Here is a 26,610-nt window from a genome sequence, read left to right as displayed (position 1 = left end):
TACCACAATGGCGGCATGAGACAAGCGCAGCTGGGTGACCTGACGGTGGGACGCATCGGACTTGGAGCGATGGGTATGTCGGCGGCATATGCCGGCGCCGGCAGCGACGATGCCGAATCCATTCGCACCATTCACCGCGCCATCGACCTCGGTGTGACGCTGATCGACACCGCCGAGGTGTACGGGCCCTTCATCAACGAAGAGTTGCTGGCCCGCGCCTTGCAGGGCCGACGGGATCAGGTGATCCTGGCCACGAAGTTCGGCTTGATATCCCACACCGGCCGCACTGGCCTGGACAGCAGCCCGGCCAATATCCGCCTGGCCGTTGAGGGTTCGCTGCAGCGGCTGGCGACCGACCACATCGACCTCTACTACCAGCACCGCCTGGACCGCGCCACCCCGATCGAAGAAACGGTCGGCGCGCTGGCCGAGTTGGTGGCCGACGGAAAGATCCGACACATCGGCCTTTCCGAAGTCGGCGTGCAGACCATCCGCCGCGCGCACGCGGTTCATCCGATCACCGCCGTGCAGTCGGAGTACTCGCTGTGGACCCGCGATCCCGAAGACGGCGTGCTACCGCTCTTGCGTGAGTTGGGCGTCGGATTCGTCGCCTACTCTCCGCTGGGGCGGGGTTTCCTCACCGGCGCCATTCGATCCACCGCGGAACTGCCTGACAGTGACTTCCGCAAAGCCAATCCGCGGTTCAGCGACGAAAACTTCGAACACAACCTGCGAAGCGCCGACCAGGTGCGCGAGATCAGTACCGAGGTCGGCGCCACCCCCGCGCAAGTGGCGTTGGCCTGGCTGTTGGCCAAAGGTTCTGACATCGTCCCGATCCCGGGCACCAAACGCGTTACGCGCCTTGAGGAAAACGTCGGAGCCGACGCCGTGCAGCTGACCGACGACCAGCTTGCCCGGCTGGACGGTCTGACCCCGCCTGCCGGCGGACATCACACCGAGGAGCAGATGAAGTCAATCGACCGGGATTAGAGCGCGCGCAAGAGCGCCGCGGCACGCACGTCACCGTGCACCGCGAACTGCATACGCACGATGTCGCCGCACTGTTCGGAATGAATCCTGACGGGTTCTCCGAATTTGATCGGGCTGCGGTATTCCAGCACGGCGCGATAGGGGGTGTGCTTCAGTTCCGGTACTTGGCTGAGTATTTCGTAGACCCCCTGCCAGTAAACCGTGTTATTGACGTGCTCGAAGGGATCGATGTCGGTGCGGCGCAATGGGAATGGTGTTTCGCTGCCGTGGAGCAAGGGGCCCGGTAGCCACGGTCGCCACTTCAGCCGGTGATTCTCGGTGGTACTGCCGAACCGAGTGAGGCAGTCCTCGGAGAGGCGGGAAGGAGTGAGGGTGTCTTTGTTGACGCACAACCAGAAGCCCTCGGTTTCCACTCGGCCACCGCATGAGCCCTGAAGCTGCACGCGCATCGAACACCACCTGGTGGACAGTCCAGCGCACCAACGGCGGAAGGTGATGTCGCTGGGGAGTTCGATGGGTTTGAGCACGTCGATGACGGTGCGCAGAACCACCCAATGCGGATGCACCTCGGCCAGTCCCGCATCGGCGAGGTGCTCGGCGCCGACCTCTTGGATGTACCGCGCGACCGCGTCGAGGCGTAGCCCCATGTGCTCGTCAATGTCGAAAGTCCCCAGCCGGCAACCGGTTCGATACACGTATCCGGAGTTGGGTACCGGGACGAGCGGGTCACCGACTTCGGCAGCCTCGGTCATCTACCGCTGTCCTACCGGGGCAGTAGCCTCGGTGAGCAGTGCCTCCAGCTTGTCGGTGGCGGTGTTGAGCCTGGCCTGGAACATGGAGACGACCCGTTCGCGCACCCGCGGCTTGTCCGACAGCGGCGGCAGCAGGTCGGCGAGCAGATTCAACCGAGCTGAGGCCAGCCACTCGAACAGCTCCTCGTCGTCCAGCCAGCGCTGAAAGTTCTGTAGGTCGGAATGTGTCAACCGCAGCCAGTCCAAATCGCCATTCGGATGGGGAATGGGTACGCACAGTTCGTTTTTCACCGCGTCGTCGGCATAGGCGGTTTCGACGTGCGCGATGAACGCGGCGCTGAACACCTGCTGGCAGCCCCGCACGGCTTGCAAGGTGATGGTGTCACCGTCGAACACTGGCTTGGCTGGCTGTTGTGGGGCTCCGTCGGCGGTGCAGTCGATGTACAACGCGGTTGGTGAGGCAGGCACGGCGCCATCATCGAGCACTATGGCGGTGTGCTCGATGCGCTGCACGTGACCCATCCGCACGACGTCGTGAATGCGGCGAAGTTGTTCGAGTTCCAGGTGTGAGACCGTCGCACAGCGGTACATGCGCGGGCGCACTGCCGGGTCCAGGCGCAACAATGTGCCCGAGGCTTCCAGGCGGTCGAACAGGTCCTCGGCCGATGTGGCCGCGTCGATCGCTTCCAGAGTGGCGCCGAAACTTTCCCGGAACTGTTGGATGAAACTCGGGCCGGGCTGCAGCGTGGCCCGGTCGATCAGCCAGGAATCGCGCGGCATGATCCAGGTCAGCTTGTCCGGGTCGACATTGTGGCGCAGCAGCCAGAGGCAGACATCCATGGCGGTCTTGCCGGCCCCCACGATCACGTACCGGTCCCGGCTGGCGAACTTCGGTAGGTCGTTGGGGGCGATGCAGTCGAGACCGGGTGCCACGGCGTAGGGCGCGGGTCTCATCGACGGCACGATGGCACGCAAGTAGGTGGCGTCGACGATGCGCCGCTTGACGGTGACGGTGTACTCCTCGCCGCCCAGGGTCCGGAACCGGCCGTCGCCGAGGTAGTTGCTCATCGGGAAGTACTGGACCCGTCCGCTGGGCAGGAATCGTTGTTGCATGACGGCGTCGAAGTAGGCGCACACTTCACCGACCGGAGCGAGTTCGTTGAGGCCCTGGTTCCAGCCGACGCAGTCGATCGTGTTGTTACCCAGCGGGCGCGAGTTCACGCCGTAGTAGGCGGATGGCTGATGCAACCGAACGAAGGGATATGCCGTGGTCCAGTGGCCGCCAGGTTGGTGGGCGCGGTCGACGATCACGACGCGGGCATCGGAATCGCTGATGAGAGTGTCGGTGAACGCCATTCCCATGGCGCCGGCGCCGACCACCAGGTAGTCGGTGTCGAGTCTGTTCGGTGACCCGTCCATCGCCCTCCTTTTCACTCGCGCGAAACGACCGTTGCGACACGATAGCGCCTGACCTCCGACGGACAACCGGCAGACGTTATGTTTGCCCTGATGAGGACACATGGCTGAGGTCACCGTCGCGATTGCCGACGGAGTCGCCATGCTGACCCTCAACCGACCCGAACGGCGCAATGCCTATACCGCGCGAATGGGTGCCCTGCTCAACGACGCCTATCGGCAGTGTGACGACGACGATGCCGTGCGCGCGATCGTGCTCACCGGGGCAGGGGACACGTTCTGCGTGGGGGCGGACTTCTCGACCAAGACCAACCCATTCGACGCGCCGTCGGCCGATGCGACGTTCACCGCGTCGCCGACGGACCCGGCCGCGTTCGACTTGCGCAAGCCGGTCATTGCCGCCGTCAACGGCCATGCCATCGGCATTGGCATGACCATCGCCTTGCAAGCCGACATCAGAATCGTGGCCGTCGACGCCAAACTGGCCATTGCCCAGCCTCGGCGCGGAGTCATCGCAGACTGCATGGCGCATTGGACGTTGCCGCACCTGGTCGGGGTGGCGGTGGCCGCGGACGTGCTGCTGACCGGGCGGACATTCGACGGGGCCGAGGCGGCGACGCTGGGCATCGCCAGCCGTGCCGTACCCGCACCCGAAGTGCTGGATACCGCAATGGCGGTCGCCCACGATATCGCCGTCAACGTGGCACCGATGTCAGCTGCCCTGAGCAAGCGGCTGTTGTGGGACAGCGTGATTGGCGGGTACACACCCCGGCAGGTTGCCGACCTGGAGACGCGACTGCATCATCGGGTGATGGGCAGCGTGGATGCGCGCGAGGGCGTTGAGGCGTTCCTGCAGCGCCGCAGTCCCCGCTGGCAGATGTCGGTGTCTGCGCAATGGGAACCATTGCCCGACATGAACAATGAGGACTAACGTTGACCAGTTGGGCGAGCCGGGCGCTGCCCGTACTTCTGCGGTTCACCGGCCGCACGCGCGCGTACCAGAACGCACAAAGCGCACAGGAGCATATCGACCAACGTGCCTTGCGCCCACAACCGTATGGCCCGCCGGCCAAGCTGCGAACCGACGTGGCCGTTGCGGTGCAGCGCCGCGGGAGCTGGCCGATCTACACCTTGACGCCGAGAACCGCTTCGCCGCGGCGCGCAGTCGTCTATCTGCACGGCGGCGCCTGGGTCAATGAAATCACCCCGCAGCATTGGCATTTGGTTGCTCAGATCGCCGCCGAAGCGCAGGCAACGGTCATTGTCCCGATATATCCGTTGGTGCCGTTCGCCACGGCCGCGCAAGTGGTGCCGGCCGTCGTCGACCTGGTGGCCGACCAGGTGTCCGGCGGCGGCCCGGTGTGCTTGACGGGGGATTCCGCAGGCGGTCAGATCGCCTTGTCCGCAGCGTTGCTGTTGCGTGACGACCATGGGGCGGTGCTGCCACGGACGATCCTCATTTCGCCGGTGGTCGACCTGTCGCTCAGCAACCCCGACATCGCGGCGGTTGAGCCTACCGATCCATGGCTGGGACGAGATGCGCTACGGGTGTTCGCCGAGCGATGGCGGGCAGATCTGCCGTTGACCGATCTCCGGGTCGCTCCGCTGGCCGCCGACCTGGCCGGACTCGGGCCGCTGACCATCTTCACCGGTACCCGCGATCTTCTCAACCCCGACGCACACGTGCTTGCTGAACAGACCCGCGCCGCAGGCGTCAGCGTCGAATTCCACGAAGAACCGGGGCTGTTGCATGTGTATCCACTCATGCCCACCCCGGAAGGCCGCGCCGCGCGAGCTGTCATCGTCGAGGAGCTGAAGGTATGACTCTGGCTGCCGACGATCAGTATTTCGACCTCGGTTCCTATCACCGTCCGGTCGAAACCGATTCCAGCACCGCACAACTGTGGTTCGACCGCGGCATGGTGTGGGCCTACGCCTTCAACCATGAAGAAGCGGTCCGTTGCTTTGAGCGGGCGTTGCAGGCGGATTCCGAACTCGCCGTAGCGCATTGGGGAATCGCTTATTCGGTTGGACCCAACTACAACAAAGCGTGGGAGGCGTTCGATCCGGTCGACCTTTCCGCATCACTGGCGCGAGCTCACGCCGAACTCGACCTGGCCGAGCAGGGGCGGGCCAACCCAGTCGAGCGTGGGATGATCACAGCCCTTCGGGCCCGATTCCCCACTCATGATCCGGATGACACCGATGCTTTACGGGCTGGTCAAGCGGCCTACGCCGACGCGATGACGGTGCTCTCGGCTGAACATCCCTGCGACGTCGACGTGCAGGCACTGGCCGCCGACGCACTGGTCAATGTCACCGCGTGGGCGCTGTGGGATACCACCACGGGCCAACCGGCGGCGGGCTCGCGGGTGATGCAGGCCAAGCGGATTCTCGAGGAGGCGCTGGCCGGGCCTGCGGGCCGTGCCCATCCCGGGATCCTGCATTTGTATATCCACGCCATGGAGATGTCGGTAACGCCCGAGATCGCGTTGCCGGCCGCAGACTTGTTGCGGGGCATGGTGCCCGACGCCGGGCACCTTGAGCACATGCCGAGCCACATCGACGTGCTGTGCGGGGACTACCGCAGTGCGGTCGCGGCGAATCAAGCTGCGGTACAAGCGGATCGGCGGTTCGTCGACCGGGCGGGCCCGCTTAATTTCTACTCGCTGTACCGGGCGCATGACTTGCACTTCATTGTGTATTCGGCAATGTTTCAAGGGCAATCCCAGGTCGCGTTGCAGGCCGCCGAGGAACTCGCCGGCCAGCTGACCGACGAGCTGTTGTCAATCGAATCACCACCGATGGCGGACTGGCTCGAATCGTTTGTGCCGCTGCGCACCCACGTGTTGGTGCGGTTCGGCCGCTGGGACGAGTTGATCGCGCAACCGTTGCCACGGGATCTGGACTTGTACTGCACCACCGCGGCGACGATCCACTACGGACGCGGCATCGCGTTGGCGGCCACCGGTCAGCTCGCGCAGGCGCGCGCCGAGCGGGATGCGTTCGGCGAGGCTTACGACCGGATACCGGACTCGCGATACTTGTTCAACAACAGCAGCCGCGACATCCTCGCGGTCGCCGCGGCCATGCTGGACGGCGAGATCGATTATCGTGCAGGCTCATTCGCCGAGGCGTTCGGTCACCTGAGACGCGCGGTAGAGCTTGACGACGGGTTGCCTTATGACGAGCCCTGGGGCTGGATGCAGCCCACCCGCCATGCGTATGGCGCGCTGCTGCTGGAGCAGGGCCACGTGCACGAGGCGGCCGAGGTATATGCCGCGGATCTCGGTTTGGACCCGACACTGGCCCGGGCTTGTCAACATCCTGGGAACGTGTGGAGCCTGCACGGGTATCACGAATGCCTACGACGGCTGGGCCGCACCGAGGAAGCGGTGATCATCGGGCAGCAACTGGCGCTCACCGCGGCCCGTGCTGACGTGCCCGTCCGCGCCTCATGTGCATGCCGGCTCGAGGTGGCGGCCGGCGCGTAGCTTGGTTTGAGTGGGCGACGAGCTGCGAGACATCCGGGAGCTGACCAACGACTCCGCGGCGTACCGCGACGAGTTGTATCGACGTTGGACCGGCCTACTCAGTTACCGGTACATCGGACGTAAGCATTCGTCGATGAACCTGGGGGACGCCGACGACACCGTCGTCATCCGCCGCGATATGCGCAACGAGGCTGGCGGCCTCATGGTTGCGCCTCTTGCTATTTCGTCGCCCGAAGGATGTCAGACCGACATGGTCGCGGTGCCGAATCCCGTGATCGCCTCGGTGCAGATCATCGACCCAGGCCATGACGTCAGCAGGATTGCGATCGTCGACTCGGGCATCGTGCATCAGGGCCGCACCATGGGCTACGGGCGATGCAAGATCGTGGACGCTGACAATCCGGACCGGGTGATCGCGTTCAACGAGGGCCAGGGCGCCATCATCGGCGTTCCGCCCGGTGGGTTGGACCGGATGGACGTTGCCGGCACGGAACTGGTGATCGAGGACTCGCCCGAGTTGCCGCCACTATGGGCGGCCTTTGGCGCCGCCAAGCGAGCCGACGGGCATTGGGTGCTGCCCCCACTAAGCGTCGAATTCGCGTCCCCTGATGCGGCATTGCACATCGGCCCGCAACACGTGGTCCTCGAGACCGCGGCGACCGACCTTGCCGCCGATCTGGCCGGGACCAGAAAATTGCAGGTCATCAATTGGCACGTGATGTTTATGGCACGCGGCAAGACCGGCCCGTTCCGGGTTGAAGGCACCGCCCATGCCGGCGGCGCCGGACGGGTCGGAGTTCGCATGCTGTTGCACGACGAGGGAAACGGGGATAAGCCGATAACCTCGGCCGCGGCGATCCTCGATGTCCTGAATTGACCCGACCTCTGGGAGTTCAGCAACGGGTGGCGTCGCGGATCATTTGACGTCGCTCCGCGATGTCGCGCCCGAGATGCGCCAGGCGAGGCGAACCTGCCGTCGTGTGCGCGGGTGCGACGGTGTGCGGTCCGTGTTGCTTGCTGGCCATCCGGCGCGATACTTCGGCGACTGGGATCTTCGATTCCTCGGATAGTCGCTTGAGGAGAGCGAAGGCATCATCGGCGGTGACGTCGTAGCGTTCCATCAAGATGCCTTTGGCCTGGCCGATGACGTCGCGGGAGCCAAGAGCGCGGCGGAACTGTTCCTTCGTGCGTGCGGTGGCCCACGCTAGCGCCGCCTGAATGGCGTAGAAGCGGGCGATGTCCACGGCGTCAGTGCTGAAAGCCCCTGGCTGGTCAGCAAACAGGTTGAGAAGGCCCAGCATCAATTGGTCGGAAATCAACGGCACGGCCAACAGCGACCGTATCGGCGTCATCTCCACGGCGTCACGCCGGTAGAGCGGCCACCGCCTGTCGGAAGTGAGGTCGTCGGCGTGCACGACGCTGCGGCTACGAGCGGCGTCCACGCACGGGCCTTGCCGGTGCCGGATCTGCGCGATGTGCAGCAGTGTTGGATAGGCCCCGGCGTCGCCGGTTGTCTGCAGCTGACCGCGCCGGCGAACGACGGTGATGCTGGCGTATTGGGCGCCGGGAATGCTCGGCACGGCGGTGCCGGCAAGCTCGTGCACGATGGCGCTGACGTCGTCGGGGTGGCGCTCACAGATGGCACGGGTTTGCTCGGCGATCTGCAGGTGAGTAGTGGTGCCGCGGGCGTCGATCAATGGTCGTCTCCTGCTCATTGATGGCGTTGAGCGACGATCTGACAGCGCCGGAAACGCCAAGCGCACCCGCACTCTCAAGGCGACAATGCCGAACTATGCGGGAGGTCAGAACTCGTCGGGAACGCGGGGGAGTCGCGAAGCGCTGAGTCTGAACGCCCGATCCCCAGCCCAGTACCCGGCGAAAGCCGAGCCAAACTAACGGATGCGGGGGATCACTCTCAGGTGGTCACCAACGATTGGTCCGCTTTGGTCGGCTCCTTGGTCGGGTCCGGCCACGGTGAGGGCTTCGGGCGCTGGCGAACTCGTTGCGGCCACCAGAACCACTTGCCCAGCAGTGCCGCGATGGACGGCGTCATGAGCGACCGCACGATCAGCGTGTCGAACAACAAGCCAAGCCCGATCGTGGTGCCGACCTGACCGATGACGGTCAACTCGCTGACCGCCATGGTCATCATGGTGAAGGCGAACACCAAGCCGGCTGACGTGACCACCGACCCGGTGCCACCCATGGAGCGAATGATGCCGGTGTTCAAGCCGGCGTGGATTTCTTCTTTGAACCGGGACACCAGGAGCAAGTTGTAGTCGGCGCCGACGGCGAGCAGGATGATCACCGACATCGCCAGCACCATCCAGTGCAGTTCGATGCCCATCAGGTGCTGCCAGATCAGCACCGACAGCCCGAAAGATGCTCCGAGCGATAGCAATACCGTGCCGACGATGACCGCCGAGGCCACGACGCTGCGCGTGATGATCAGCATGATGATGAAGATCAGGCACATGGATGCGATGCCGGCGATCAACAGGTCGTAGTTGCTGCCGTCCTGCATGTCCTTGAAGGTGGCTGCGGTCCCGCCGAGGTAGATCTTGGAGCCCTCCAGCGGCGTGCCTTTGAGGGCCTCGTATGTGGCCTTCTTGATGGCTTCGATGTGTGCGATGCCTTCTGGCGTCATCGGATCGCCGTCATGGCTGATGATGAAACGCACCGCGTGGCCGTCGGGGGAGATGAAGTTCTTCATCCCGCGCTTGAACTCGGGGTTGTTGAACGTCTCCGGTGGCAGGTAGAACGAGTCGTCGTTCTTGGAAGCGTCGAATGCCTTGCCCATGGCCGAGGAGTTCTGCTGGGCCTCACGTTGCTGATCCAGCATTCCCTTCTGGGTCGAATACATGGTCAGCATCGTGGTTTTCATGTTCTTCATGTTCTGGATCATCTCGGGCATCAGCGCGGTCATCCGCGGCATCAGCGTGTCGAGGTGCTCCATGACAGGGATCAGAGTCTGGATGTCGTCGGTCATCGTGTCGATGCCGTCCAACGCGTCGAAGACCGACCGCAGCGACCAGCACACCGGGATGTCGAAGCAGTGCTTCTCCCAGTAGAAGTAGCTGCGGATGGGACGGAAGAAGTCTTCGAAATCGGCCATGTGATCCCGCAATTCGGCAATATCGATCGTCATCGACTTCATCTTGGTGACCATCAGGTGCATGTCGCCGGCCATCTGGGAGGTGATGCTCTGCATCTCGACCATGCTGTCGATCGTCGTCTGCATGTCGTCGGCCTGATGCAGCATGTCGGCCATCTGGTCTTCTTGATACTTCTGGGTCATCTGCTGGGAGACGCCTTGCATGCTGATCTGGAACGGGATCGAGGTGTGCTCGATCGGGGTGCCCTGAGGGCGGGTAATCGCTTGGACCCGGCTGATCCCGGGCACCCGGAAGATCTGTTTGGCGATCTTGTCGATCACCAGGAAGTCCGCCGAGTTCCGCAGGTCGTGGTCACTTTCGATCATCAGCATCTCGGGGTTCATCCGAGCCTTCGAGAAGTGTCTGTCCGCGGCCGCATAACCCGCGTTCGCCGGTAGGTCGGCGGGCAGGTAGTTGCGGTCGTTGTAGTTGGTGCGGTACCCCGGCAAGGTGAGCAAGCCGACCAGCGCGATGCCGATGGTCACGACGAGGATCGGGCCCGGCCAGCGGACAACTGCAGCGCCGACCTTGCGCCACCCGCGGATGCGCTGCGTGCGCTTGGGTTCGAGTGTTTGACGGAATCTGGATGCCACCGCAATCACCGCGGGCCCCAGCGTCAGCGCCGCCAGTACGACAACCACCATGCCGATGGCAAGCGGGATACCCAGTGTTTGGAAATACGGCAGGTTGGTGAAGTGCAGGCAGAACGTCGCTCCGGCGATGGTCAGGCCGGACCCCAGCACCACGTGAGCGGTGCCGCCAAACATGGTGTAGTAGGCGTCTTCTCGAGATTCCCCGACAGCCCGGGCTTCCTGATATCGGCCAATGAGGAAGATGGCGTAGTCGGTGGCGGCCGCGATGGCCAGCGTGACCAACAGGTTGGTGGCGAATGTCGAGAGCTTGATGATCTCGTGGTAGCCGAGGAAGGCGACGACACCGCGGGCGGCGGCCAGCTCGAACACCACCATTGCCAGCGTGAGCAGCACCGTGACTATTGATCGGTAGACCAACAGCAGCATCGCGATAATCACTGCAAAGGTGACCGTTTCGATCACTTGCAGGCTGCGGTCGCCCGCGATGTTCTGGTCTGCCGACAGTGCCGCGGGGCCGGTGACGTAGGCCTTCACCCCGTAGGGCGCCGGCACGCTTTTGACGATTTGTTGGACGGCCTCGACGGACTCGTTGGCCAGCGCCTCGCCCTGGTTACCGGAGAGGTAGACCTGCACGTACGCAGCTTTGCCGTCGTTGCTCTGCGCACCCGACCCGGTTAGCGGATCGCTCCAGAAATCCTGCACGTGCTCAACGTGTTTGGTGTCGGCGTTCAGCTTCCTGACCATCTGGTCGTAGAAGGCATGGGCCTCGGCGCCGAGCGGATTCTGGCCCTCCAACACGATCATCACCGAGCTGTTGGACTTGTATTCCTTGAACACCTCGCCCACGCGTTTGGTCGCGATCACCGATTGCGCGTCGTCGGGGCTCATGGAAACCGAACGCATCTTGCCGACCTCGTCCAGCTGCGGAACGGCAACGTTGAGCACCGCGATGAGCGCTATCCAGCCCAGGATGATCGGTACGGCGAACTTGCGGACAAAGTGTGGAATGCCCGAGCGCGCAGCGTGCTTCGCGACGGGGATGGGGTTTGTTCGCGCGTCGTCCTGCGTGTCGTGAGAAGTCGTGCTCATGCTGATTTCACCAAGCAGAAGGTCAGGGCGTGCACGCCGTTGGTCAGGTTCTCGGCTTTGACTTCGTCGTCGACGGTGATGCGACAACCGAGGGAATTACCGTCGCTCTGCGCGGAGATATTCGGAAAGACCGAGGGCGCGGTGGTACTCAGGGTCAGCGACCAGGGCAGGGAAGCGCCGTCCACCCGTTGGTGCTCGGCGCTGAGATCCAAGTAATTCACGTTGGCGCGCGCCGCCGAGCCGAAGATCTCGTACTTGACGACTTTGGGCTTGAACGGCTTGGAGTCATCGATCTTCGTGCTGACGTAGGCGTCGGCATTGTCGGCGCCGTAGAACGACTTAACCCTGGCCACGGCGAAGCCGCCGACCACCACGACGGCGACGATCAGCAGCGGCAACCAGGCGTTGCGCACAACTCTCGAAATCTGCACCTAGGTGATTCCTTCCGTCATCACGCAGCGCTGGTGCGGCCGGCGGCGTCCTCCGCTGGCCCGGTCTGGGCGGGTACAAGAAGCGAGTACTGCTGGTGCGCTGGACTTTTGGGCCCACGCTGTGGTGTGCACTCAGGCGCTGGGAAGGCAGAGATATGGCACTGCGGAAGGGACTCCCAGTACCGCCGCCCGAGCACTAGTACATGATGTGCATATTTTGCAGATCATGCAACTTTCGACGCGGTGTTTTAGGTCACTCCGTGAAGATGCTGTGAACGATGGCGGCGGCGCGCTCAACATAGGGCATGGGCGTGTCGTCTTCGTCCTTCGGGTTGCCGCTGGTCCAACTCTCGATGCCGGAACGGACAGCCGTCAGGGCCAACGCAGAGATCAGCGCGGGTATTTCTTCGTCAGGATTCATGCCTTGGCGACGTGCGACGATGTCGGTGAGATGGTTCTGGAACCGCTCTAGGTCCGCCAGGAACGCCGCCAACACCGCCGGGGTTGTCTTGGCCAGTTCGAGCATTCCCTCGGCTTGGTCGCGCGCCGGCGGCACGTCACGCAGATGGTGTGCCGCCAAGGTGATCAGTTCGGCTAAGACCACCGAGTACGGGGCGGGTCCAGCCGCCACGAATTGGGCAACCAACTCGGGCGGGATATCTGAAGGGCCGTAGGCGATCGCCGACTCTTTGTTCGGGAAATAGTTGAAGAACGTGCGCGGCGATATTCCGGCGTCAGCACAGATTTCCTCGACGGTCACCCGATCGAAGCCGCGTGCGCGGGCCAGGCGTACAGCGGCGTCACGGATATCGGCGCTGGTCTGGCGCCGTCGCCGCTCGCGAAGACCCATGGGATTCGCCATAACCTCCATAGTTGCACATAATGCAAACTTTGCAGTCATCCTTGCGCTTCGCGATCGAACGATCGGCGGCGGCGGATCAACAGCGCGTGGCCTCCCGAATCATCTGACGGCGAAGTTCGATGTCTTGGCTCAGCTGCGCCCGGCACTGCGGTGCCACGTTCGGCGCCGGGTGCACGGAGTTCCGTCCGGCCAGCCTGCGCGATACCCCGACAATGGGGGTCTTGGCTTGCTCTGACAGCCGTTTGAGGAAGACCAGCGCATCGTCGGTGGTGAGGCGGCTCTGACTAGGCGGGCGCACGGCGTGAATCATGGGTGTCACCTTTCAGTGGTGGCTTGGCCTCGCGGGTCCGCAGTCGCAACGCACGAGGAGGCGGCGAAAGCGGTCATGGCGAACCAAGCGTGTTGGCCATGGGATGAAAGCCGACCGCCGACACGACTCTGGAGCGGCGATTCGGCAAGACAAGGGGCGCTGAGTCTCAACGCGGGACCCTGAATACCCGCGCGGCGGACTTAGTAACCGGCAACTGTGTGTGAGATAGGCCTCAGCGAAGCAATGCGGGACAGCCGCCAAGACCGGTCTACCACCTCTTTCGACAGGCTCTCGCCTCGGCCTCGCTAAGCGGCAAGCCGCGGCAATGGTCTTTCCAACGATATCACAGATAGGTTTTCACCGATAACATGAGTGGTATCGTTCGGGTGGTAGGAACGTCGCTTGCGGCAGCGACCTTTCGAGCCGCGGATATGCCGACCTGACTGGAGCAACAGTGCCAACCGTGTTGCAGCTCAAGACTTTTTTGGCCGTTGTGGACCATGGCGGCTTCACCTCGGCGAGCCGAAAGCTGCGACTATCTCAACCTGCGGTGAGCCGCGCAGTGGCTAGCCTGGAGAGGGAACTGGGCTTGCCCTTGCTGCATCGCCAACGCGATGGCGTACAGCTGAGCGAGGCGGGGAAGCGCACTGCGCGGCATGCCCGGGAAGCCCTACGGCACTTGGACGAAATGCATGCCGAAGTCGCAGCGATGCGCGGAGGAATCACAGGCACCATCCGCCTAGCCAGCTTGCCGTTCACCACCGACGTCCTCGTCGCTCCTCAGTTGCGCGAGTTCTCCCAACGGCACCCAGGCGTCGAGATCTGCGTCCTGGAAGGTAGCGAACCCGAAATTCGCGACTGGCTTGACCAGGGCGCCGCCGATGCCGGTGTGATTTCCCTTCCCGCAAGAGGACTCACTACTGCATTCCTGGCCGCCCAAGACATGTTGGCAGTCGTTCCCGCAGGTCATCGCTTGGCCGCTCGTGACGAGATCAGCTACGTCGAGCTGGCCAGAGAGCCCTTCGTCCGTGCCACCGGTGGATGCGCGCAGATTTATATGGCGGTAGCGAATCAGGTTGGGGTAGAGCTTGACGTCGCATTCGAGGCCAGCGGGATGTCGGCGGTCCTCGCAATTGTTCGGTCGGGAATGGGCGTCAGTATCCTGCCGGCCGCCGCTCTCATTGGTCATCCCCGCGGGATCGCGGTTCGTAGGCTGGTTCCCAGGACCATTCGCAATCTCGCCGTTGCCGTCAGCGCCAGCGCAGGTCCTGCCGCTCGGGCATTCCTCGACCAGATCGCTGCTATGGGCCACTCCTGAGAAATGCCCATGCAGCCTAGTAATGGCTATAACGAAAAAGGTATTATCGCAACATCTTTGGCGTCGCTAACATCCATATTCCGCCGGCCAGTTGCACGAGCATGAGTACAGCAATTTGGGAGCACTTGATTGGGAACCTACGTCCTCGTCCATGGCGGATTTCACGACGGGAACACGTGGGAGCGGGTGATCGCACGCTTAGAGCAGCACGGACATACCGCGTTAGCGCCCACGCTCGCCGGCCGCGGCAAAGGCGCTGACCCGACAGTAGGTCTGGGTCAGTGCACTCAGTCCCTGGCCGATTACATCGTGGACCGCGATCTGACGGACGTTATCCTCGTCGGCCATAGCCTCGGCGGCGCCGTCATCTGCAAGGTCGCCGAGGCGATCCCCGAGCGTATTGGCCGGCTTGTCTTCTACGCTGCCGTGGTACCTCACGACGGCGAGTCGATATACGACGGCTACCCGCCCATTTACCGCTTGGCGTTGAACCAGTGGTTCGCCGAATCTTTCGACGGCACAATAACGCTGCCATTCGAGGTCTGGCGCAACGGGTTCATTCCGGAGGCCGATCTCGAGGTGGCGCAATGGGCATACCAGCAGCTGTGGCCAGAACCATGCCGAACGGTGCTCGACCGCGTCGACTTGACAAAGTTTCATACTCTGCGAACGCCGCGAACCTTCCTCGTAGGCACCGACGACTGCACGATGCCCGGCGGATGGCATCCCCAAATGACAAGCCGCGTCGGCCCATTTCGGTTACTGGAAACACCGGGCGGACACGAACTGATGTTCACGAACCCGGATCTGTTGGCCGACAAACTCATTGAAGCCGCGCGCGATGAGTCACTTCCATGACGCGCACACGTTTCGGCTCGCTGACCGCTGGTGGGCTCAACTGGAACAGCTTGCCGCTTCGGCTCTTCGTCGCCGGCAACGCCAAATTCTGGGATCCGGCCAGTATCGACCTCTCCCGCGACCGCGCCGACTGGGAGCAGCTGTCCGACCGCGAACGCCACTACGCCACCCGACTAAGTGCAGAATTCATAGCGGGGGAAGAAGCGGTCACCCAAGACATCCAACCCTTTATGGCCGCGGTGCGGGCCGAAGGACGCCTGGGCGACGAGATGTATCTGACGCAATTCGCGTTCGAGGAGGCCAAACACGCCCAGGTATTTCGCTTGTGGCTCGACGCCGTCGGCCTCACCGACGACCTACACGGCTACCTCGATGAGTTGCCCACCTACCAGCAGATCTTTCACGAAGAACTTCCGGAGTCACTGCACGCTCTTTCGGTGGATCCCTCACCGGTCGCGCAAGTCCGAGCGTCGGCGACCTACAACCACATCATCGAAGGCATGCTGGCGTTGACCGGCTACTACGCCTGGCACAAGATCTGCGTGCAGCGCGGCATTTTCCCCGGTATGCAACGGCTGGTTCAGCACGTCAGCGACGACGAGCGGCGCCACATGGCATGGGGCACGTTCACCTGCCGGCGGCACGTCGCGGCTGACGATGCTTGTTGGACCGTGTTCGAAAGCCGGATGAACGAACTCATGCCACTGGTCTTGCAACTCAACAAAGAGGTCCGTGCCCTCCACGGTGATTCGCTACCCTTCGGTATCTCGGGGGACGAGCTGCGCCAGTACTCCACGGCCAAGGGGATGCGGCGGTTCCGGACCATCAGCAGCGCGCGCCACCGCCCACTTGGCGACATCGATATCGACTACTCGCCAATGCAGCTCGAGAACATATTCGCTGACGAGGACCTAGCTGCTGAACGTGCGGGCTACCAGTAAAGCGCCTCCGCCGCAACGCAATTCGTCGCTGTGACGTTTTGGTGGGTCACCGAGATGCTCGGTCATCTACCTGGCCGGAGCTATAAGAGAGGGGCAGGTGCTGGTTGGTAATGGTCTCAATCGCGACCGCGCCGAGTGGCTGCACTTCGTAGTACCGGTGGACATAGCCCTGGGCATCGGGCGCGGTGCCGCACGGGCCCTTGGGACACACGTTCTTGACCGGCCAGGCCAGCAAGGCGATGACGACAATGACCGCGAAGCCGAGAAGCAGTAGTTTGAGTTTCCTCATGGTTGTGGCCGTTCGCACCAAGCGGTCGTCATTTCCTCTTGCTGGGCAAGATGGTGATGACGATAAGTGTCAGGATGCTGAAGAACAGTCCGAGAAGGCCCCAGCCCAGTGGATTACGTCCTTTGATGCTGGCAATGACACCGCAGACAATGGCGGCGATGACGCTACCGATCGCGACGATAATGCCCTTGATGCCTCTTAGGATGAGGCCGGCCGCTTGCGGGTTTTCCTGTGCGGCGGTGAGAACGTAATGCAGCATTGCAGCTCCTCAAATGTGTGCGCCTGACGAGAACAACTTTGCCGCTACGCGGTATCAGTCGGCAAGTAGGCGGCGCGAGCGTTTTGCGGCGTACATGTGCTCGTCGGCGAGGCGCATCAAGTTCTGCTCGCCGGTTGCAATGCCGGCGCTGAAGCCGACCGATGACCCGATCTCGGTCCAGCGGCGGCGGAGCCGATCGACAACTTGCTCGGCCTCGGCGCGGTCAGCGGCGACCAGCAGCAAGAGGACCTCGTCACCGCCGATCCGGAAGACGGCGTCGTCCTTGCGCGTCGACGAACGCAATGCATCGGCGAAGGCGACGAGGAGTTCGTCACCCGCTTCGTGGCCGTGGCTGTCGTTGTAACCCTTGAAGTTGTCGAGGTCGATCAGCACCACAGCCGATCCGCTGGCGTGCCTCGACAGCATGGGGCCAAGAGTGCTGCGGTCCAGCAGCGAGGTCAGGGCGTCGGTTTCGGCGATCTTGCGCAGCAGCGCGCTCTGTCTTTCCAGTCGCGAGATGAGCCAGGCCGGAACTTCGGAAACCAGGACCCACATGGCGGCGGCCAAAGTGATCTTGGGCGCCTGAGCTGGCAGGTGGAGCGCACCGCCCACGACGAACGCGGCAACCCCGAGTGGTACGACGGCAAGTGAGCGCCAGCGCCCGCAGGTGAGGCCGAGATAGGCGAAGGTGATCGTGATGGTGCCCGGTAGCTCGCGGGTGGCATGGGAGTCAGCCGCGCCGGCCAAAATCGTGCTCAACAGTGCGGCCACCGGCCAGGCGAGTAGCAGTCCACGGCGTTCTTGCCAACCGCGCCACAGGCCTACCAGCGCGACGGTGACCGCGAGCAGCGCTGCGGCGCCCAGGATCCAGTACAGCCTCGGCGCGGCGGCGGATCCGGCGGCCGCATAGAGGGCAAGCATCGACAGATAGGCTGTCAGTCCGATCGCGTGCCAACGCCTGGCTGATGGTTGCGGGTCTAACTCGGAGGACACTTGCCCGGCTAGCCGGCGATGTCGATCGGCACGGCAATCTCGCTGCGACGCAGCAAGGGAATGGTCCACGGCGGATCGTAGAACCAGGTCACCGGCGTTGCAGTCGCGGTGATCCCGTTGTCGCGCAATGCCCGTTGCAACAATGTGGTTTGCCGGGCGATAGCCCCAGGGTCGCGGCTACCAGAGAAACGTCGCACCGCATATGTTTCGGGCGGCACTTCGACGAGGGTGACAGCCGGATCATTCGGTTCGGGTAACGAAGTCATCGTTTTCTCCGCCGGCATGAAGAATTGAATGAGCCACTCGCCGTCACCGCTGCCACGTTGCGCGACAGGGGCTGTCATCGGGATCTTCTCGCCTGTGTTGCCGCGAGGTTGTTGAGCAACCGGAGCTGTCATTGCGATGTTATTGCCCCCGAATATATAACCGGCGAGGCGGCGGAAACCGATGTTGCGGGCCTTCTCCTGGTCTGCATTGACCGTTGTTTGGGCGACAATCCGGGCGCCGTACTTGCGAACCTCGATGCCGTCGTGCAACCACTGAGAGCTGTACGGAGGCTCGTCAGTGCCGCTTCGGATGCCGAAGATGGAAGCGGTCGCCTCAACGATTTGTCCTAGTGCGCGCAGGTGTCCACTCTCGCTCTCCGTTGACCATCCGACCCGGCTACGCACAGACCATACACAGCACAAAGTGTGTGGTCTATGCGTCTCGTGTGCACGGAGCTCATTCGTCACTGTGACGATTTGACGACCGGCTGGGATAAAAGGGGAGGGGGAGATCAATCGCTGGCCGGCGCGTAATTACCGGCGGTTGCGTTGGTAGTGCCTGCGAGCGCGCTCTCGGTTCCCGCAATCGGCCGCGCTGCACCAGCGTCGGTTCTGGCGGTGGCTGCTGTCCAAGAACAGCCAACCGCACACCGTGTCGTCGCAGCTCTTCACCCGCGATCGTGGTGTGCGAGTTAACAACTCAACGGCCGACACCGCGATCCGGTAAACAGGCGTGCGGATCGTCAGCTCATCCTCGGTCCACGTGATCGTGTCGTCGGCGAGCCGCAAGCGCCTTTCGCGCATCGCCGCTCGATACATCGTCGCGATCACCTCATCGAGGTCGTTTCCATCGGTCCACGCCGCATGCAGCGCTTCGCGCAGTCGCTTGCCGTCATTGAGCGCGCGCTGGGCCGCCGGTGCTGCGGTTGTCAATTGCCGGGCCTCCGCAACGGTCAACACCTTCGCGTGCCGGCACCACGACACGAGGTCCGTATATTCCACCAGGTAGTCAATTCGACGTGCCGAATCCCCGCGCCAGGCAACGGTGTTGACGAAGTCGACCACGGGATGTCCACCGCGCATGTCGAGATGACCAGCGGCTGAAACCATGACGCTCAGCCTAACAGCAAAATTCGTGTTTACCTGTTAGGCAAAGCGGACATACGACTCCCACATGGAGATCATCGAACGTGCCGACTATCGATGGCACCTCGGCGGGGCCCTCGGCGCCCTATGTGTTTCGGCATCGGCTGTGCTGCTAGGTCTGGCCAGTACCACACCGGCGACTGCCACCGCCGCTCGATGCCTGTTCGCGTTGCCAGTGGTGGGCGCGCTGGCTTGGCTGGAGCGACGGCGCCACGGCGCCCTCAGCGTGCGTGGCTATCTGGCGGGTGTGGGCTGCGGCGTGTTGTTCGCTGGCGACATGCTCTGGTGGACGCAATCGATACGAGAGGTGGGTGCGGGCCTGTCGACAGTATTGGTGAACACCCAGATCGCGCTTGTGCCGCTGCTGGCCTGGCTCGTCGACAGGGAACGTGTCGGACCGCGATTCTTGTGGTGTCTGCCTGTCATCCTGGCGGGCGTGGTGTTGGCGGGCGGTGTCTTCCAGCGTGGCGCCGGAGGAAGCAACCCTGCTTGGGGCACCGTGCACGCAATCGCTGCGGCACTGTGTTACTCGGGCTTTCTATTCTTGCTGCGCCGTGGCGGACAGGCGGGTCAACCGATGCAGACCTATGGAATCGTCCTGGTTTCGGCGGCAGTCGTTGCGATCGCCACGGGCCCGTGGTGGCATGGCGTCGACTTCACGCCAGCGTGGTCGTCGATCGGATGGCTGGTCCTCGTCACAGTGACCGGACAACTGCTGGGCTGGCTGCTCGTCGCGTTCTGTTCGCCGCGTCTGCCCAGCGACGTCAGTTCCGCGCTGCTCCTCTTGACCCCAGTTGGGGCCGTCGTGCTGGGTGCACTCGTGCTCAGAGAGCGGCCGACACCGCTACAGCTGACCGGCTGCGCGGTGGTGCTCGTCGCCAGTTATGTCGCGACGACGCGCCCGCGAGATCCGTGACCGCGACGCCGACGTGTGGCGAGCATTCCGTCACAGTGACGAATCAGTGGTCTGCCACCGGGGTTGGGCAAGAGTCGTGGCCGTTTGTAAATGACCGCGCTGAGCGCGATCCCGAGTCGGTGTCGCGCGCAAGAGGCCGACCCGGTCGGCCCGCCCGCGAGGAGAATTCCGCGCCGGTTGCGGGACGCGGACCGTCGCGGCGCGCACAGGCGGCGGTGCGGCGGGCGGACATCAATTAGGGTCGGCGCCTTGCGGGCTCACCGAACTGCCCGCACCTCTTTATGCCGATAAGCGACATTATGTCAAGTTGGATGCTGCAGGCTTCCCCTGGTCACGATTAAGGCATCGCGGTCAGGCTGCTTGGTCGCCCTTTCCCTCACTGCTGGAACCTCTGCAGGTAAAGCCGGATCTGTTCCAGGCTGACGCCGGTTTTCTGGCTGCCCGATTGGCCGCCGAGCAGCAACTGGTTGGTTTCATTGTCGTACAGCAAATACTCGTCGTCTCGGAGCCGGGTTACCAACATGTCCAACCGGGCTGCCAGCCGCTGAATCTCGCCGGGGCTGTGAGTAGGCACGCTTGGCCTCCTAACGCTATGGCTCGATCGGACATAGCGCCCCTTAGTTTGAGGGAAGTTCGATCCGTCTGGCAGCCGAAATGTTGCGTCTGCGCACTGTCACACTGGTTCGAGTTCGGTATGAGTGCCTCACTCTTGCTGGCTCAACGGCCTGAGCACAGCCGCGGGTTGCGTCCACCAAGGTGGTGTACGAGTCGGGCCGTGAGTTGAGTACCGGCGTGTCGTAGCCGGATAGATGAGGGTCATCGCGTGATTCTTCGAGAGACCGTCCAAAGTCACTCGAGCAAAGGAATCGACGCGATGACCGCTGCCCACGATATCGACTTGCCGGCGCTGCTGGCTGAGCGACTCACTACCACCCACCCTGATGTGTTGCGCGAGCTAGTGGCCACGTTCATCCACACGCTGATGGGCGCTGAAGCCGATGCGCTGTGCGGCGCGGGTTACGGTCAGCGCAGTGCTGAGCGCACCAACTCCCGTAATGGCTATCGGCATCGCCAGTTCGACACCCGCGCAGGTTCTTTGGATCTGGCGATCCCCAAGTTGCGGCAGGGCTCGTACTTCCCGGACTGGCTGCTGGAACGCCGCAAGCGTGCCGAGCGGGCGTTGACCACGGTGGTGGCCACCTGTTATCTGCTCGGGGTTTCGACGCGACGGATGGACAAGCTCGTGGAAACCCTCGGGATTACGTCGCTGTCGAAGTCGCAGGTGTCGGTGATGGCCAAAGAACTCGACACCGCCGTGGAAGCCTTCCGCACCCGGCCCCTCGATGCTGGCCCGTACACGTTCATGGCCGCCGATGCCCTGGTGCTCAAAGTCCGCGAGGCCGGCCGCGTGGTCAACGTGCACGCGCTGATCGCGGTGGGCGTCAACGCCGAGGGCTACCGCGAGATCCTGGGCGTCGACGTCACCACCGCCGAGGATGGAGCGGGCTGGTTGACGTTTCTGCGGTCGTTGACCGCCCGCGGCCTGTCCGGGGTGGCACTGGTCACCAGCGACGCTCATGCTGGCCTGCTCTCGGCTGTCGGGGCTACCTTGCCCGGCGCGTCCTGGCAGCGCTGTCGCACCCATTACGCCACCAACTTGATGGCAATTACCCCTAAGAGCTCCTGGCCGTGGGTAAAGACGCTGCTGCATTCGGTGTTCGACCAACCAGACGCAGCTTCGGTTGCCGCGCAATATGACCGGATCATCGACGCCCTGTCCGACAAGCTGCCCAAGGTCGCCGATCACCTCGAAGCCGCCCGGTCCGATCTGCTGGCGTTCACCGCATTTCCCAAGCAGATCTGGCGCCAAATCTGGTCCAACAACCCTCTATCCGTTAACCGGCTCTCCGGGGACACGGTTCGGGCTGCAGCGTGAGGTTCACGCACAAGCGCTGAGCACGGATGGATGCTGTCTGCATCTCGGTGGGGGAAGGCGGAGCGGCGATGCGGGTACTCAAGAGCGACAGCGGATATGTCCTGGAGGGCGACTGGGACGGGCAGGACGCGGTGAACGCGTTTCTCAACCATTTGGCGGGACGGGGGTTCAGCGCGGCCACGGTGCGGGCCTACGCATTCGACGTCGCCAATTTGAGCCGGTTCCTCGTCCAGCAAGCGGTCGGGCTCGCCGCGGTCGATGCGCCGTTGGTGTTCGACTGGATCGACTGGCAAGGCGTCCGCCGAACGGACCAGCCCACCGGCGGTCACCGCTCGTCGACCCCGCCGGCAGCTTCGACGGTGAACCGCCGGGTCGCGGCAGTGCGCGCGTTATTCGAGTATCTGGTGATGACCGGTGTCTGCACCGACAATCCGGTGCCGTCGCCGCGGCGGGGACAGGGGCTGCGCCAGTCGCAGCGGGGGTTGCTCGGTCATCTGGGTCCCGGGCGTGCACGCAGTGGCGGTAGGTTGGTGCGTCAGCCGCAGCGTCTTCCGGAATCGTTGTCCACCAACGATGTCGACGCGTTCCTGGCGACACTGGCAACGCACCGGGACCGGGCGATGGTGCTGGTGATGCTACTCGGAGGGCTGCGTTCGGCCGAGGCGCGTGGCCTGCTGCTCGCCGACGTCGATATGGGCCGGCGCCGGCTTCGGGTGATCGGCAAGGGCGGCAAGGAACGTCATGTCCCGGTCGATGCGGCGTTCTTCACCGAGCTCGCCGCCTACCTGCGATGGGAGCGGCCGCCGGGGTTGGCGACGCCGCAGTGCTTCGTAGTGCTGCGCGGCCCGACGACCGGTGCACCGGTCAGCGAGGCCGGGCTGCGCAGCCTGTTCCGTCGGCACCGGGAGACCTCTGGCGCCACAAGAGTCCGCCCGCACCGTTTACGGCATACCTACGGCACCGAATTGTCGGCGGCCGGAATCGATCTGCTGGCGTTGCGGGCGTTGATGGGGCATGTCTCGCCGGAGACCACGGCCCGCTACGTGCATTTGTCGATCGAGCAGCTCGCCGCCGAATACGGTGCTGCTCGTGCGACGTTGGCCGGAGCCCGGCAGTGACCACGGTGTTGGTCGGCCAACCCGTAGGCGCCGACGAGGTGGTGGCGGATTATCTCGACCACGTCGCCACCCTGGGTTTGAGCGGGCGGGCGGTACGCGACCGGATTCGGATCGCTCGCGACTTCACCGCACGCCACCGCGACCTGCACGCCTGGATGACGCTGCCGGCAGCCGAGCGGATCGCCGAGATACGGGACACCGGGGCGTGGCCGCTGATCTGTCACACGATCGGCACCGGCCGGTTACGGCTGGACGTCGAGCTGGCCGCGGTCAAACAGTTGACCGGGCTGGGCCGCGCAGTGGAGGACCGGGATCCGAGCGGATTCGCCGCGTTGCGGAATGCGGGAATTCGGTTGGGCTGGAGGAGTTCCTGGGTCGAGACGGTCCTCGGCGAATGTCTGGCGGTAGTGCTGGCACACCACGGCGGAATGGTCGCCGACCTGACCGGCGACGCGCTCGACGACTTCGACGCCGCGCTGTCACGTACCGTGGTGCCGCCATCGTCGCGGCGGGCATACAGGGGGCGGCTGGCCAGCCTGCGGCAGCTGTTGTTCGAGACCGCGGTCATCGACACCGCGCCGAAACGCCGGCGGTGGGCCCGTAGCCTCGAGCAGCGCTTCACCGAGGTGGAGATGCCCGACCCGATCCGTCAGACGTTGCTGCGCTACATCGGCGTGCGCGCGGCGGTGCTGCGGCCCAAATCGGTCGAGTCGCTGATCAACGACCTGCTGCCCTTCGCCGAATACCTCACCGCTCACCATCCCGACGTCATCAGCCTGCGTGAACTCGACCGGAGCTGCATCGAGGGCTACCTGAAATGGAATCGCACCCGGGGCTGGCGTGGTCAGCGCGCCGCCGCGGGCGCCGGGCGCACCGTCTCGGCCGCGGTGGCCCAGTCGGCAGTGCTCAGTCTGCGCAACCTGCTCGACGACATCACCGCCTGGGGCTGGGCGCAGGCCCCACCACGGCGGTTGGTATTCGCCGCCGACGTCCCCAAACTCGACCAGCCGTTGCCACGCGCGCTAGCACCCGATGTGGACGCGGCAGTGATGAACGCCGTTGCCCACCTGCAGGATCCGTTCGCCCGCATCGGCCTGACCGTGCTGCGTGGTGCCGGCCTGCGGGCGGGGGAACTGCTCGACCTCGAACTGGGCAGCATCATCGACTACGGACCGGCCGGAACCTGGCTGAAGGTGCCACTGGGCAAGCTCGCCACCGAACGCATGGTCCCGCTCTCCGCCGCGACCCTCGCCGCGCTCGACGAGTGGGTCGCCCTCCGCGGCACGCACCGGCCGCTGCCGCACCCACGCACCGGCGTGCTCACCGACTTTCTGTTCACCCGGCACGGACGCCGCCTGGGCTACACCCGGCTGCGCAACGGGCTGCTCACCGCCGCTGAATCCGCCGGGTTGCACCGTCCCGACGGCGGCGTCCTGATGGTCACTCCACATCAGTTGCGCCACACCTGGGCCACCGAACTCGCCAACGCCGGGATGAGTCTGCAGGCCTTGATGTCCTTACTCGGGCACGTCACTCCACAAATGACGATCCGCTACGCCACCCTGGCCTCGCCCACCCTGCGCGCGGCCTACGACGAAGCGATGGGCAAGATGCGCCGCCAGTTCACCCTCACCCCGGTCGGCAAACCGATCCTGCCCGACAAGGTCGGCTGGCTGCACAGTGAAATGCTGAAAACCCGCGTTGCACACGGATACTGCGCTCGCCACGAATCCGCGGGCGCGTGCCCTTATGCCAACATCTGCGAAACCTGCGACAACTACGTCACCGCCCCCGAATTCCGCGACACGCTCACCGACCAACTCGCCGACGTCCAGGCCCTCAGAACCGACGCCGAGTGCCGCGGCTGGACCGACGAAGCCGCCCGCCACGACCGCGTCGCCCACGCCCTTACCGACCACCTCCAGCGCCTCGATCGATGAACATCCCACCCCGACGGGTTGACCCGCCCCCGAGGGCCGGATAAAAGAGCGCCTTAATAAAGAGATCCGCCGTCGCACCGACGTCGTCGGCATCTTCCCCAACCGCGACGCCCTGATTCGCCTGGTCGGCGCTGTCCTGGCCGAACAACACGACGAATGGGCCGAATCGCGCCGCTACCTCGGCCTCGACGTCCTCAGCAAATCCCGCCTCTCAACCGACACCCCCACAGAACAGGAGGACACCCCCGCGGCACTAACCGCCTAACCACGACAACGAAGAATCACACGACGACGTCGTACACCACATCTCTGGACTTGACCCAGCCGCGAGCGACTCGGATGTGTGCCCATCTTGCGTGCGGGTGGAATCATGCCGGTGCGGGGCCAAATCATGAAACGCTCGAAGACCATTGATGGCGGAGCTGATGGGCACGGTCGTCGGTTGCGATAATGCCCGCGTGGTGGAGCCGAGCATATGGATGCAGAAGGTCACGTCCGATCCGGGTCACTCGCACTGGTATGTCGAACGTTTCCGCTCGATGGCGCGCGCCGGCGAGGATGTGGTCGGCGAAGCGCGATTGGTCGATGCGATGGCGCCTCGCGGCGCCCGCATTCTCGATGCGGGGTGTGGTCCCGGCCGGTTGGCGGGGTATCTGGCCGCGGCTGGTCACCACGTGGTCGGGATCGACGTTGACCCGGTGCTCATCGAGGCGGCCGAGCAGGACCATCCCGGTCCGCGCTGGCTCGTCGGAGACCTCGCCGAACTCGACCTACCCGCACGTGGCATCACCGAGCCGTTTGACGTGATCCTGTCGGCGGGCAACGTCATGGCGTTCCTTGCCCCGAGCACCCGTGTTGAGGTGCTGCGCCGGCTACGCGAACACCTGGCAGACGACGGCCGAGCGGTGATTGGTTTCGGCGCCGGTCGCGATTACGAGTTCGGCCACTTTCTCGACCACGCTGGACAAGCCGGGCTCTCCCCCGAACTATTGCTCTCCACTTGGGATTTGAGGCCGTTCACGCCGGAGTCAGACTTCCTCGTTGCGCTTCTGCGACCGCGGTAGTCCTCGGTCGCTTTCGCTGAGTTCTGATGTCGTAGGTGGGAACCATGGTGCTCCCCGCAGCGGGCGATAGTCCGCGACGGAGAAAGCTGTTGTCGCCGCTGAGATCAGCGCGACGAAGACGCCGGGCTGACGGGTGGCGTGTTCGGGATAATCGATGATCAGCCAGACGAATAGCGCCATCGAGATGGTGTTGAGTAAGTCCGTGGCGCCGATGAGTGATACATCGGGGCGGCACACGCCATACTGCCCGCCGGTGCAGGCCGTGGCGATCCCGAAGGCCCCACCAATCAGGAAATAAACCGCAGCGACGGTGTTGAATTCCCAGCCGCTCTGGTGGGTGCCCCCGATCTCTGCCCACGGCAGGAAGAGAGACGCTATCAACGAGGCGCCGCCGACACCGACGATCAACCGTTGGTATGCGGGCGTTTTCGCAGCCATGTCCGTCCTCCGGGTGATGCGGGAGAGCCACCTCCC

26 protein-coding genes and 2 pseudogenes are annotated in these 26,610 nt (G+C 64.0%); 14 read left to right on the top strand and 14 right to left on the bottom strand.

The genetic code is table 11. The annotated features are described in order from the left end of the window. Positions 1 to 15 precede the first annotated feature (15 nt). Entirely contained in the window at positions 16 to 990 is a 975-nt protein-coding gene (locus tag I2456_RS14675; protein WP_068033067.1) for an aldo/keto reductase, read from the top strand. Here I2456_RS14675 and I2456_RS14670 read toward each other — a convergent pair. Both I2456_RS14670 and I2456_RS14665 read right to left on the bottom strand, forming a co-directional pair. Further along, positions 987 to 1,742 carry an acyl-[acyl-carrier-protein] thioesterase gene (locus I2456_RS14670; protein ID WP_085073079.1) on the bottom strand — a complete coding sequence of 252 codons (756 nt, stop codon included), beginning with the start codon at positions 1,740 to 1,742 and terminating at the stop codon, positions 987 to 989. The two genes, I2456_RS14675 and I2456_RS14670, sit on opposite strands and share 4 nt — an antisense overlap. Further along, positions 1,743 to 3,161: an NAD(P)-binding protein gene (locus I2456_RS14665; protein WP_139823039.1), complete on the bottom strand. Its 1,419-nt coding sequence runs from the start codon at positions 3,159 to 3,161 to the stop codon at positions 1,743 to 1,745. It lies immediately after the preceding gene. A gap of 100 nt (positions 3,162 to 3,261) precedes the next feature. Between I2456_RS14665 and I2456_RS14660 the strand changes: the two genes are divergently transcribed. The 4 genes from I2456_RS14660 to I2456_RS14645 are packed head-to-tail and all read left to right on the top strand — an operon-like array spanning position 3,262 to position 7,529. After that, on the top strand, positions 3,262 to 4,089 hold the full coding sequence (locus I2456_RS14660) for an enoyl-CoA hydratase/isomerase family protein (RefSeq protein WP_085073077.1): 828 nt from the start codon (positions 3,262 to 3,264) through the stop codon (positions 4,087 to 4,089). Positions 4,090 to 4,091: 2 nt separating this feature from the next. Further along, positions 4,092 to 4,982, top strand: a complete 891-nt coding sequence (locus tag I2456_RS14655) for an alpha/beta hydrolase fold domain-containing protein (protein WP_085073076.1) — start codon at positions 4,092 to 4,094, stop codon at positions 4,980 to 4,982. After that, positions 4,979 to 6,652: a tetratricopeptide repeat protein gene (locus tag I2456_RS14650; RefSeq protein ID WP_085073075.1), complete on the top strand. Its 1,674-nt coding sequence runs from the start codon at positions 4,979 to 4,981 to the stop codon at positions 6,650 to 6,652. The genes I2456_RS14655 and I2456_RS14650 overlap by 4 nt, the downstream gene beginning before the upstream one ends. Positions 6,653 to 6,662: 10 nt before the next feature. Further along, complete coding sequence (locus I2456_RS14645) at positions 6,663 to 7,529, top strand: hypothetical protein (protein ID WP_085073074.1); 867 nt, start codon at positions 6,663 to 6,665, stop codon at positions 7,527 to 7,529. A gap of 16 nt (positions 7,530 to 7,545) precedes the next feature. On the opposite strand, the gene I2456_RS14640 is transcribed toward I2456_RS14645, so the two are convergent. The 5 genes from I2456_RS14640 to I2456_RS14620 all read right to left on the bottom strand — a co-directional run bounded on the left by I2456_RS14640 (position 7,546) and on the right by I2456_RS14620 (position 13,092). Beyond that, the gene (locus I2456_RS14640; protein WP_068033081.1) at positions 7,546 to 8,349 is read right to left on the bottom strand and encodes a GAF and ANTAR domain-containing protein; all 804 of its coding nucleotides are present in this window, start codon (positions 8,347 to 8,349) and stop codon (positions 7,546 to 7,548) included. Positions 8,350 to 8,567: 218 nt separating this feature from the next. After that, positions 8,568 to 11,489, bottom strand: a complete 2,922-nt coding sequence (locus I2456_RS14635; protein WP_085073073.1) for an MMPL/RND family transporter — start codon at positions 11,487 to 11,489, stop codon at positions 8,568 to 8,570. Beyond that, positions 11,486 to 11,920, bottom strand: a complete 435-nt coding sequence (locus I2456_RS14630; RefSeq protein ID WP_277395682.1) for an MmpS family transport accessory protein — start codon at positions 11,918 to 11,920, stop codon at positions 11,486 to 11,488. Before I2456_RS14630 ends, I2456_RS14635 begins: the two co-directional genes overlap by 4 nt. Before the next feature lie 253 nt (positions 11,921 to 12,173). Then, a complete protein-coding gene (locus tag I2456_RS14625) occupies positions 12,174 to 12,782 on the bottom strand; it encodes a TetR family transcriptional regulator (protein WP_085073072.1) in 609 nt (202 codons plus the stop codon). 76 nt (positions 12,783 to 12,858) lie between these two features. Beyond that, entirely contained in the window at positions 12,859 to 13,092 is a 234-nt protein-coding gene (locus I2456_RS14620) for a hypothetical protein (RefSeq protein WP_068033089.1), read from the bottom strand. 454 nt (positions 13,093 to 13,546) lie between these two features. Here I2456_RS14620 and I2456_RS14615 point away from each other — a divergent pair, with 454 nt between their 5' ends. The 3 genes from I2456_RS14615 to I2456_RS14605 all read left to right on the top strand — a co-directional run bounded on the left by I2456_RS14615 (position 13,547) and on the right by I2456_RS14605 (position 16,209). Beyond that, a complete protein-coding gene (locus I2456_RS14615) occupies positions 13,547 to 14,410 on the top strand; it encodes a LysR family transcriptional regulator (RefSeq protein WP_085073071.1) in 864 nt (287 codons plus the stop codon). Between the two features lie 186 nt (positions 14,411 to 14,596). Continuing rightward, complete coding sequence (locus tag I2456_RS14610; protein ID WP_241007994.1) at positions 14,597 to 15,268, top strand: alpha/beta fold hydrolase; 672 nt, start codon at positions 14,597 to 14,599, stop codon at positions 15,266 to 15,268. After that, positions 15,265 to 16,209, top strand: a complete 945-nt coding sequence (locus I2456_RS14605; protein WP_068162450.1) for a R2-like ligand-binding oxidase — start codon at positions 15,265 to 15,267, stop codon at positions 16,207 to 16,209. The genes I2456_RS14610 and I2456_RS14605 overlap by 4 nt, the downstream gene beginning before the upstream one ends. A 46-nt stretch (positions 16,210 to 16,255) precedes the next feature. On the opposite strand, the gene I2456_RS14600 is transcribed toward I2456_RS14605, so the two are convergent. The 5 genes from I2456_RS14600 to I2456_RS14580 form a co-directional block, all read right to left on the bottom strand. Then, positions 16,256 to 16,498: a hypothetical protein gene (locus I2456_RS14600; protein WP_068162453.1), complete on the bottom strand. Its 243-nt coding sequence runs from the start codon at positions 16,496 to 16,498 to the stop codon at positions 16,256 to 16,258. Positions 16,499 to 16,526: 28 nt separating this feature from the next. Continuing rightward, a complete protein-coding gene (locus tag I2456_RS14595) occupies positions 16,527 to 16,757 on the bottom strand; it encodes a deoxyribodipyrimidine photolyase (protein ID WP_068162456.1) in 231 nt (76 codons plus the stop codon). Between the two features lie 54 nt (positions 16,758 to 16,811). After that, positions 16,812 to 17,678 (bottom strand): GGDEF domain-containing protein, encoded by an 867-nt coding sequence (locus tag I2456_RS14590; protein WP_139823038.1) that lies wholly within the window; start codon positions 17,676 to 17,678, stop codon positions 16,812 to 16,814. A gap of 80 nt (positions 17,679 to 17,758) precedes the next feature. Next, positions 17,759 to 18,286, bottom strand: coding sequence for an SOUL family heme-binding protein (locus I2456_RS14585; RefSeq protein WP_390637827.1), 528 nt, complete (start codon positions 18,284 to 18,286; stop codon positions 17,759 to 17,761). A gap of 264 nt (positions 18,287 to 18,550) precedes the next feature. Beyond that, entirely contained in the window at positions 18,551 to 19,081 is a 531-nt protein-coding gene (locus I2456_RS14580; protein ID WP_163703843.1) for a CGNR zinc finger domain-containing protein, read from the bottom strand. A gap of 109 nt (positions 19,082 to 19,190) precedes the next feature. Between I2456_RS14580 and I2456_RS14575 the strand changes: the two genes are divergently transcribed. Then, entirely contained in the window at positions 19,191 to 20,078 is an 888-nt protein-coding gene (locus I2456_RS14575) for a DMT family transporter (RefSeq protein ID WP_085073068.1), read from the top strand. A gap of 376 nt (positions 20,079 to 20,454) precedes the next feature. On the opposite strand, the gene I2456_RS14570 is transcribed toward I2456_RS14575, so the two are convergent. Beyond that, the gene (locus tag I2456_RS14570; RefSeq protein ID WP_068033109.1) at positions 20,455 to 20,652 is read right to left on the bottom strand and encodes a hypothetical protein; all 198 of its coding nucleotides are present in this window, start codon (positions 20,650 to 20,652) and stop codon (positions 20,455 to 20,457) included. A 300-nt stretch (positions 20,653 to 20,952) separates the two neighbouring features. Between I2456_RS14570 and I2456_RS14565 the strand changes: the two are divergent. The 5 genes and pseudogenes from I2456_RS14565 to I2456_RS14545 all read left to right on the top strand — a co-directional run. Next, positions 20,953 to 21,966 (top strand): annotated as a pseudogene (locus tag I2456_RS14565) (IS256 family transposase); the annotation flags it as partial. A gap of 116 nt (positions 21,967 to 22,082) precedes the next feature. After that, positions 22,083 to 23,132 (top strand): tyrosine-type recombinase/integrase, encoded by a 1,050-nt coding sequence (locus tag I2456_RS14560; protein WP_007172498.1) that lies wholly within the window; start codon positions 22,083 to 22,085, stop codon positions 23,130 to 23,132. Continuing rightward, positions 23,129 to 25,072 (top strand): tyrosine-type recombinase/integrase, encoded by a 1,944-nt coding sequence (locus tag I2456_RS14555; protein ID WP_007172497.1) that lies wholly within the window; start codon positions 23,129 to 23,131, stop codon positions 25,070 to 25,072. The genes I2456_RS14560 and I2456_RS14555 overlap by 4 nt, the downstream gene beginning before the upstream one ends. 46 nt (positions 25,073 to 25,118) lie before the next feature. After that, positions 25,119 to 25,337 (top strand): annotated as a pseudogene (locus I2456_RS14550) (transposase); the annotation flags it as partial. 193 nt (positions 25,338 to 25,530) lie between these two features. After that, complete coding sequence (locus I2456_RS14545; protein ID WP_085074321.1) at positions 25,531 to 26,136, top strand: class I SAM-dependent methyltransferase; 606 nt, start codon at positions 25,531 to 25,533, stop codon at positions 26,134 to 26,136. On the opposite strand, the gene I2456_RS14540 is transcribed toward I2456_RS14545, so the two are convergent. Further along, positions 26,101 to 26,574 (bottom strand): hypothetical protein, encoded by a 474-nt coding sequence (locus tag I2456_RS14540; protein ID WP_085074173.1) that lies wholly within the window; start codon positions 26,572 to 26,574, stop codon positions 26,101 to 26,103. The genes I2456_RS14545 and I2456_RS14540 overlap by 36 nt on opposite strands. Positions 26,575 to 26,610 lie beyond the last annotated feature (36 nt).

Origin of the sequence: Mycobacterium kubicae (genome assembly GCF_015689175.1) — a bacterium.
In the GTDB taxonomy this organism is placed as follows: domain Bacteria; phylum Actinomycetota; class Actinomycetes; order Mycobacteriales; family Mycobacteriaceae; genus Mycobacterium; species Mycobacterium kubicae.
The sequence above is the reverse complement of the archived record's forward strand: the minus strand, read 5'-3'. Positions and strand labels throughout refer to the sequence as shown.

Bases quoted from the DNA above. Each gene is read 5' to 3' on its own strand.
- I2456_RS14675 (WP_068033067.1), top strand. From the start codon at position 16: ATGAGACAAGCGCAGCTGGGTGACCTGACGGTGGGACGCATCGGACTT.
- I2456_RS14670 (WP_085073079.1), bottom strand. From the start codon at position 1,742: ATGACCGAGGCTGCCGAAGTCGGTGACCCGCTCGTCCCGGTACCCAAC.
- I2456_RS14665 (WP_139823039.1), bottom strand. From the start codon at position 3,161: ATGGACGGGTCACCGAACAGACTCGACACCGACTACCTGGTGGTCGGC.
- I2456_RS14660 (WP_085073077.1), top strand. From the start codon at position 3,262: ATGGCTGAGGTCACCGTCGCGATTGCCGACGGAGTCGCCATGCTGACC.
- I2456_RS14650 (WP_085073075.1), top strand. From the start codon at position 4,979: ATGACTCTGGCTGCCGACGATCAGTATTTCGACCTCGGTTCCTATCAC.
- I2456_RS14635 (WP_085073073.1), bottom strand. From the start codon at position 11,489: ATGAGCACGACTTCTCACGACACGCAGGACGACGCGCGAACAAACCCC.
- I2456_RS14625 (WP_085073072.1), bottom strand. From the start codon at position 12,782: ATGGCGAATCCCATGGGTCTTCGCGAGCGGCGACGGCGCCAGACCAGC.
- I2456_RS14620 (WP_068033089.1), bottom strand. From the start codon at position 13,092: ATGATTCACGCCGTGCGCCCGCCTAGTCAGAGCCGCCTCACCACCGAC.
- I2456_RS14605 (WP_068162450.1), top strand. From the start codon at position 15,265: ATGACGCGCACACGTTTCGGCTCGCTGACCGCTGGTGGGCTCAACTGG.
- I2456_RS14600 (WP_068162453.1), bottom strand. From the start codon at position 16,498: ATGAGGAAACTCAAACTACTGCTTCTCGGCTTCGCGGTCATTGTCGTC.
- I2456_RS14595 (WP_068162456.1), bottom strand. From the start codon at position 16,757: ATGCTGCATTACGTTCTCACCGCCGCACAGGAAAACCCGCAAGCGGCC.
- I2456_RS14590 (WP_139823038.1), bottom strand. From the start codon at position 17,678: ATGCTTGCCCTCTATGCGGCCGCCGGATCCGCCGCCGCGCCGAGGCTG.
- I2456_RS14575 (WP_085073068.1), top strand. From the start codon at position 19,191: ATGGAGATCATCGAACGTGCCGACTATCGATGGCACCTCGGCGGGGCC.
- I2456_RS14560 (WP_007172498.1), top strand. From the start codon at position 22,083: ATGCGGGTACTCAAGAGCGACAGCGGATATGTCCTGGAGGGCGACTGG.
- I2456_RS14540 (WP_085074173.1), bottom strand. From the start codon at position 26,574: ATGGCTGCGAAAACGCCCGCATACCAACGGTTGATCGTCGGTGTCGGC.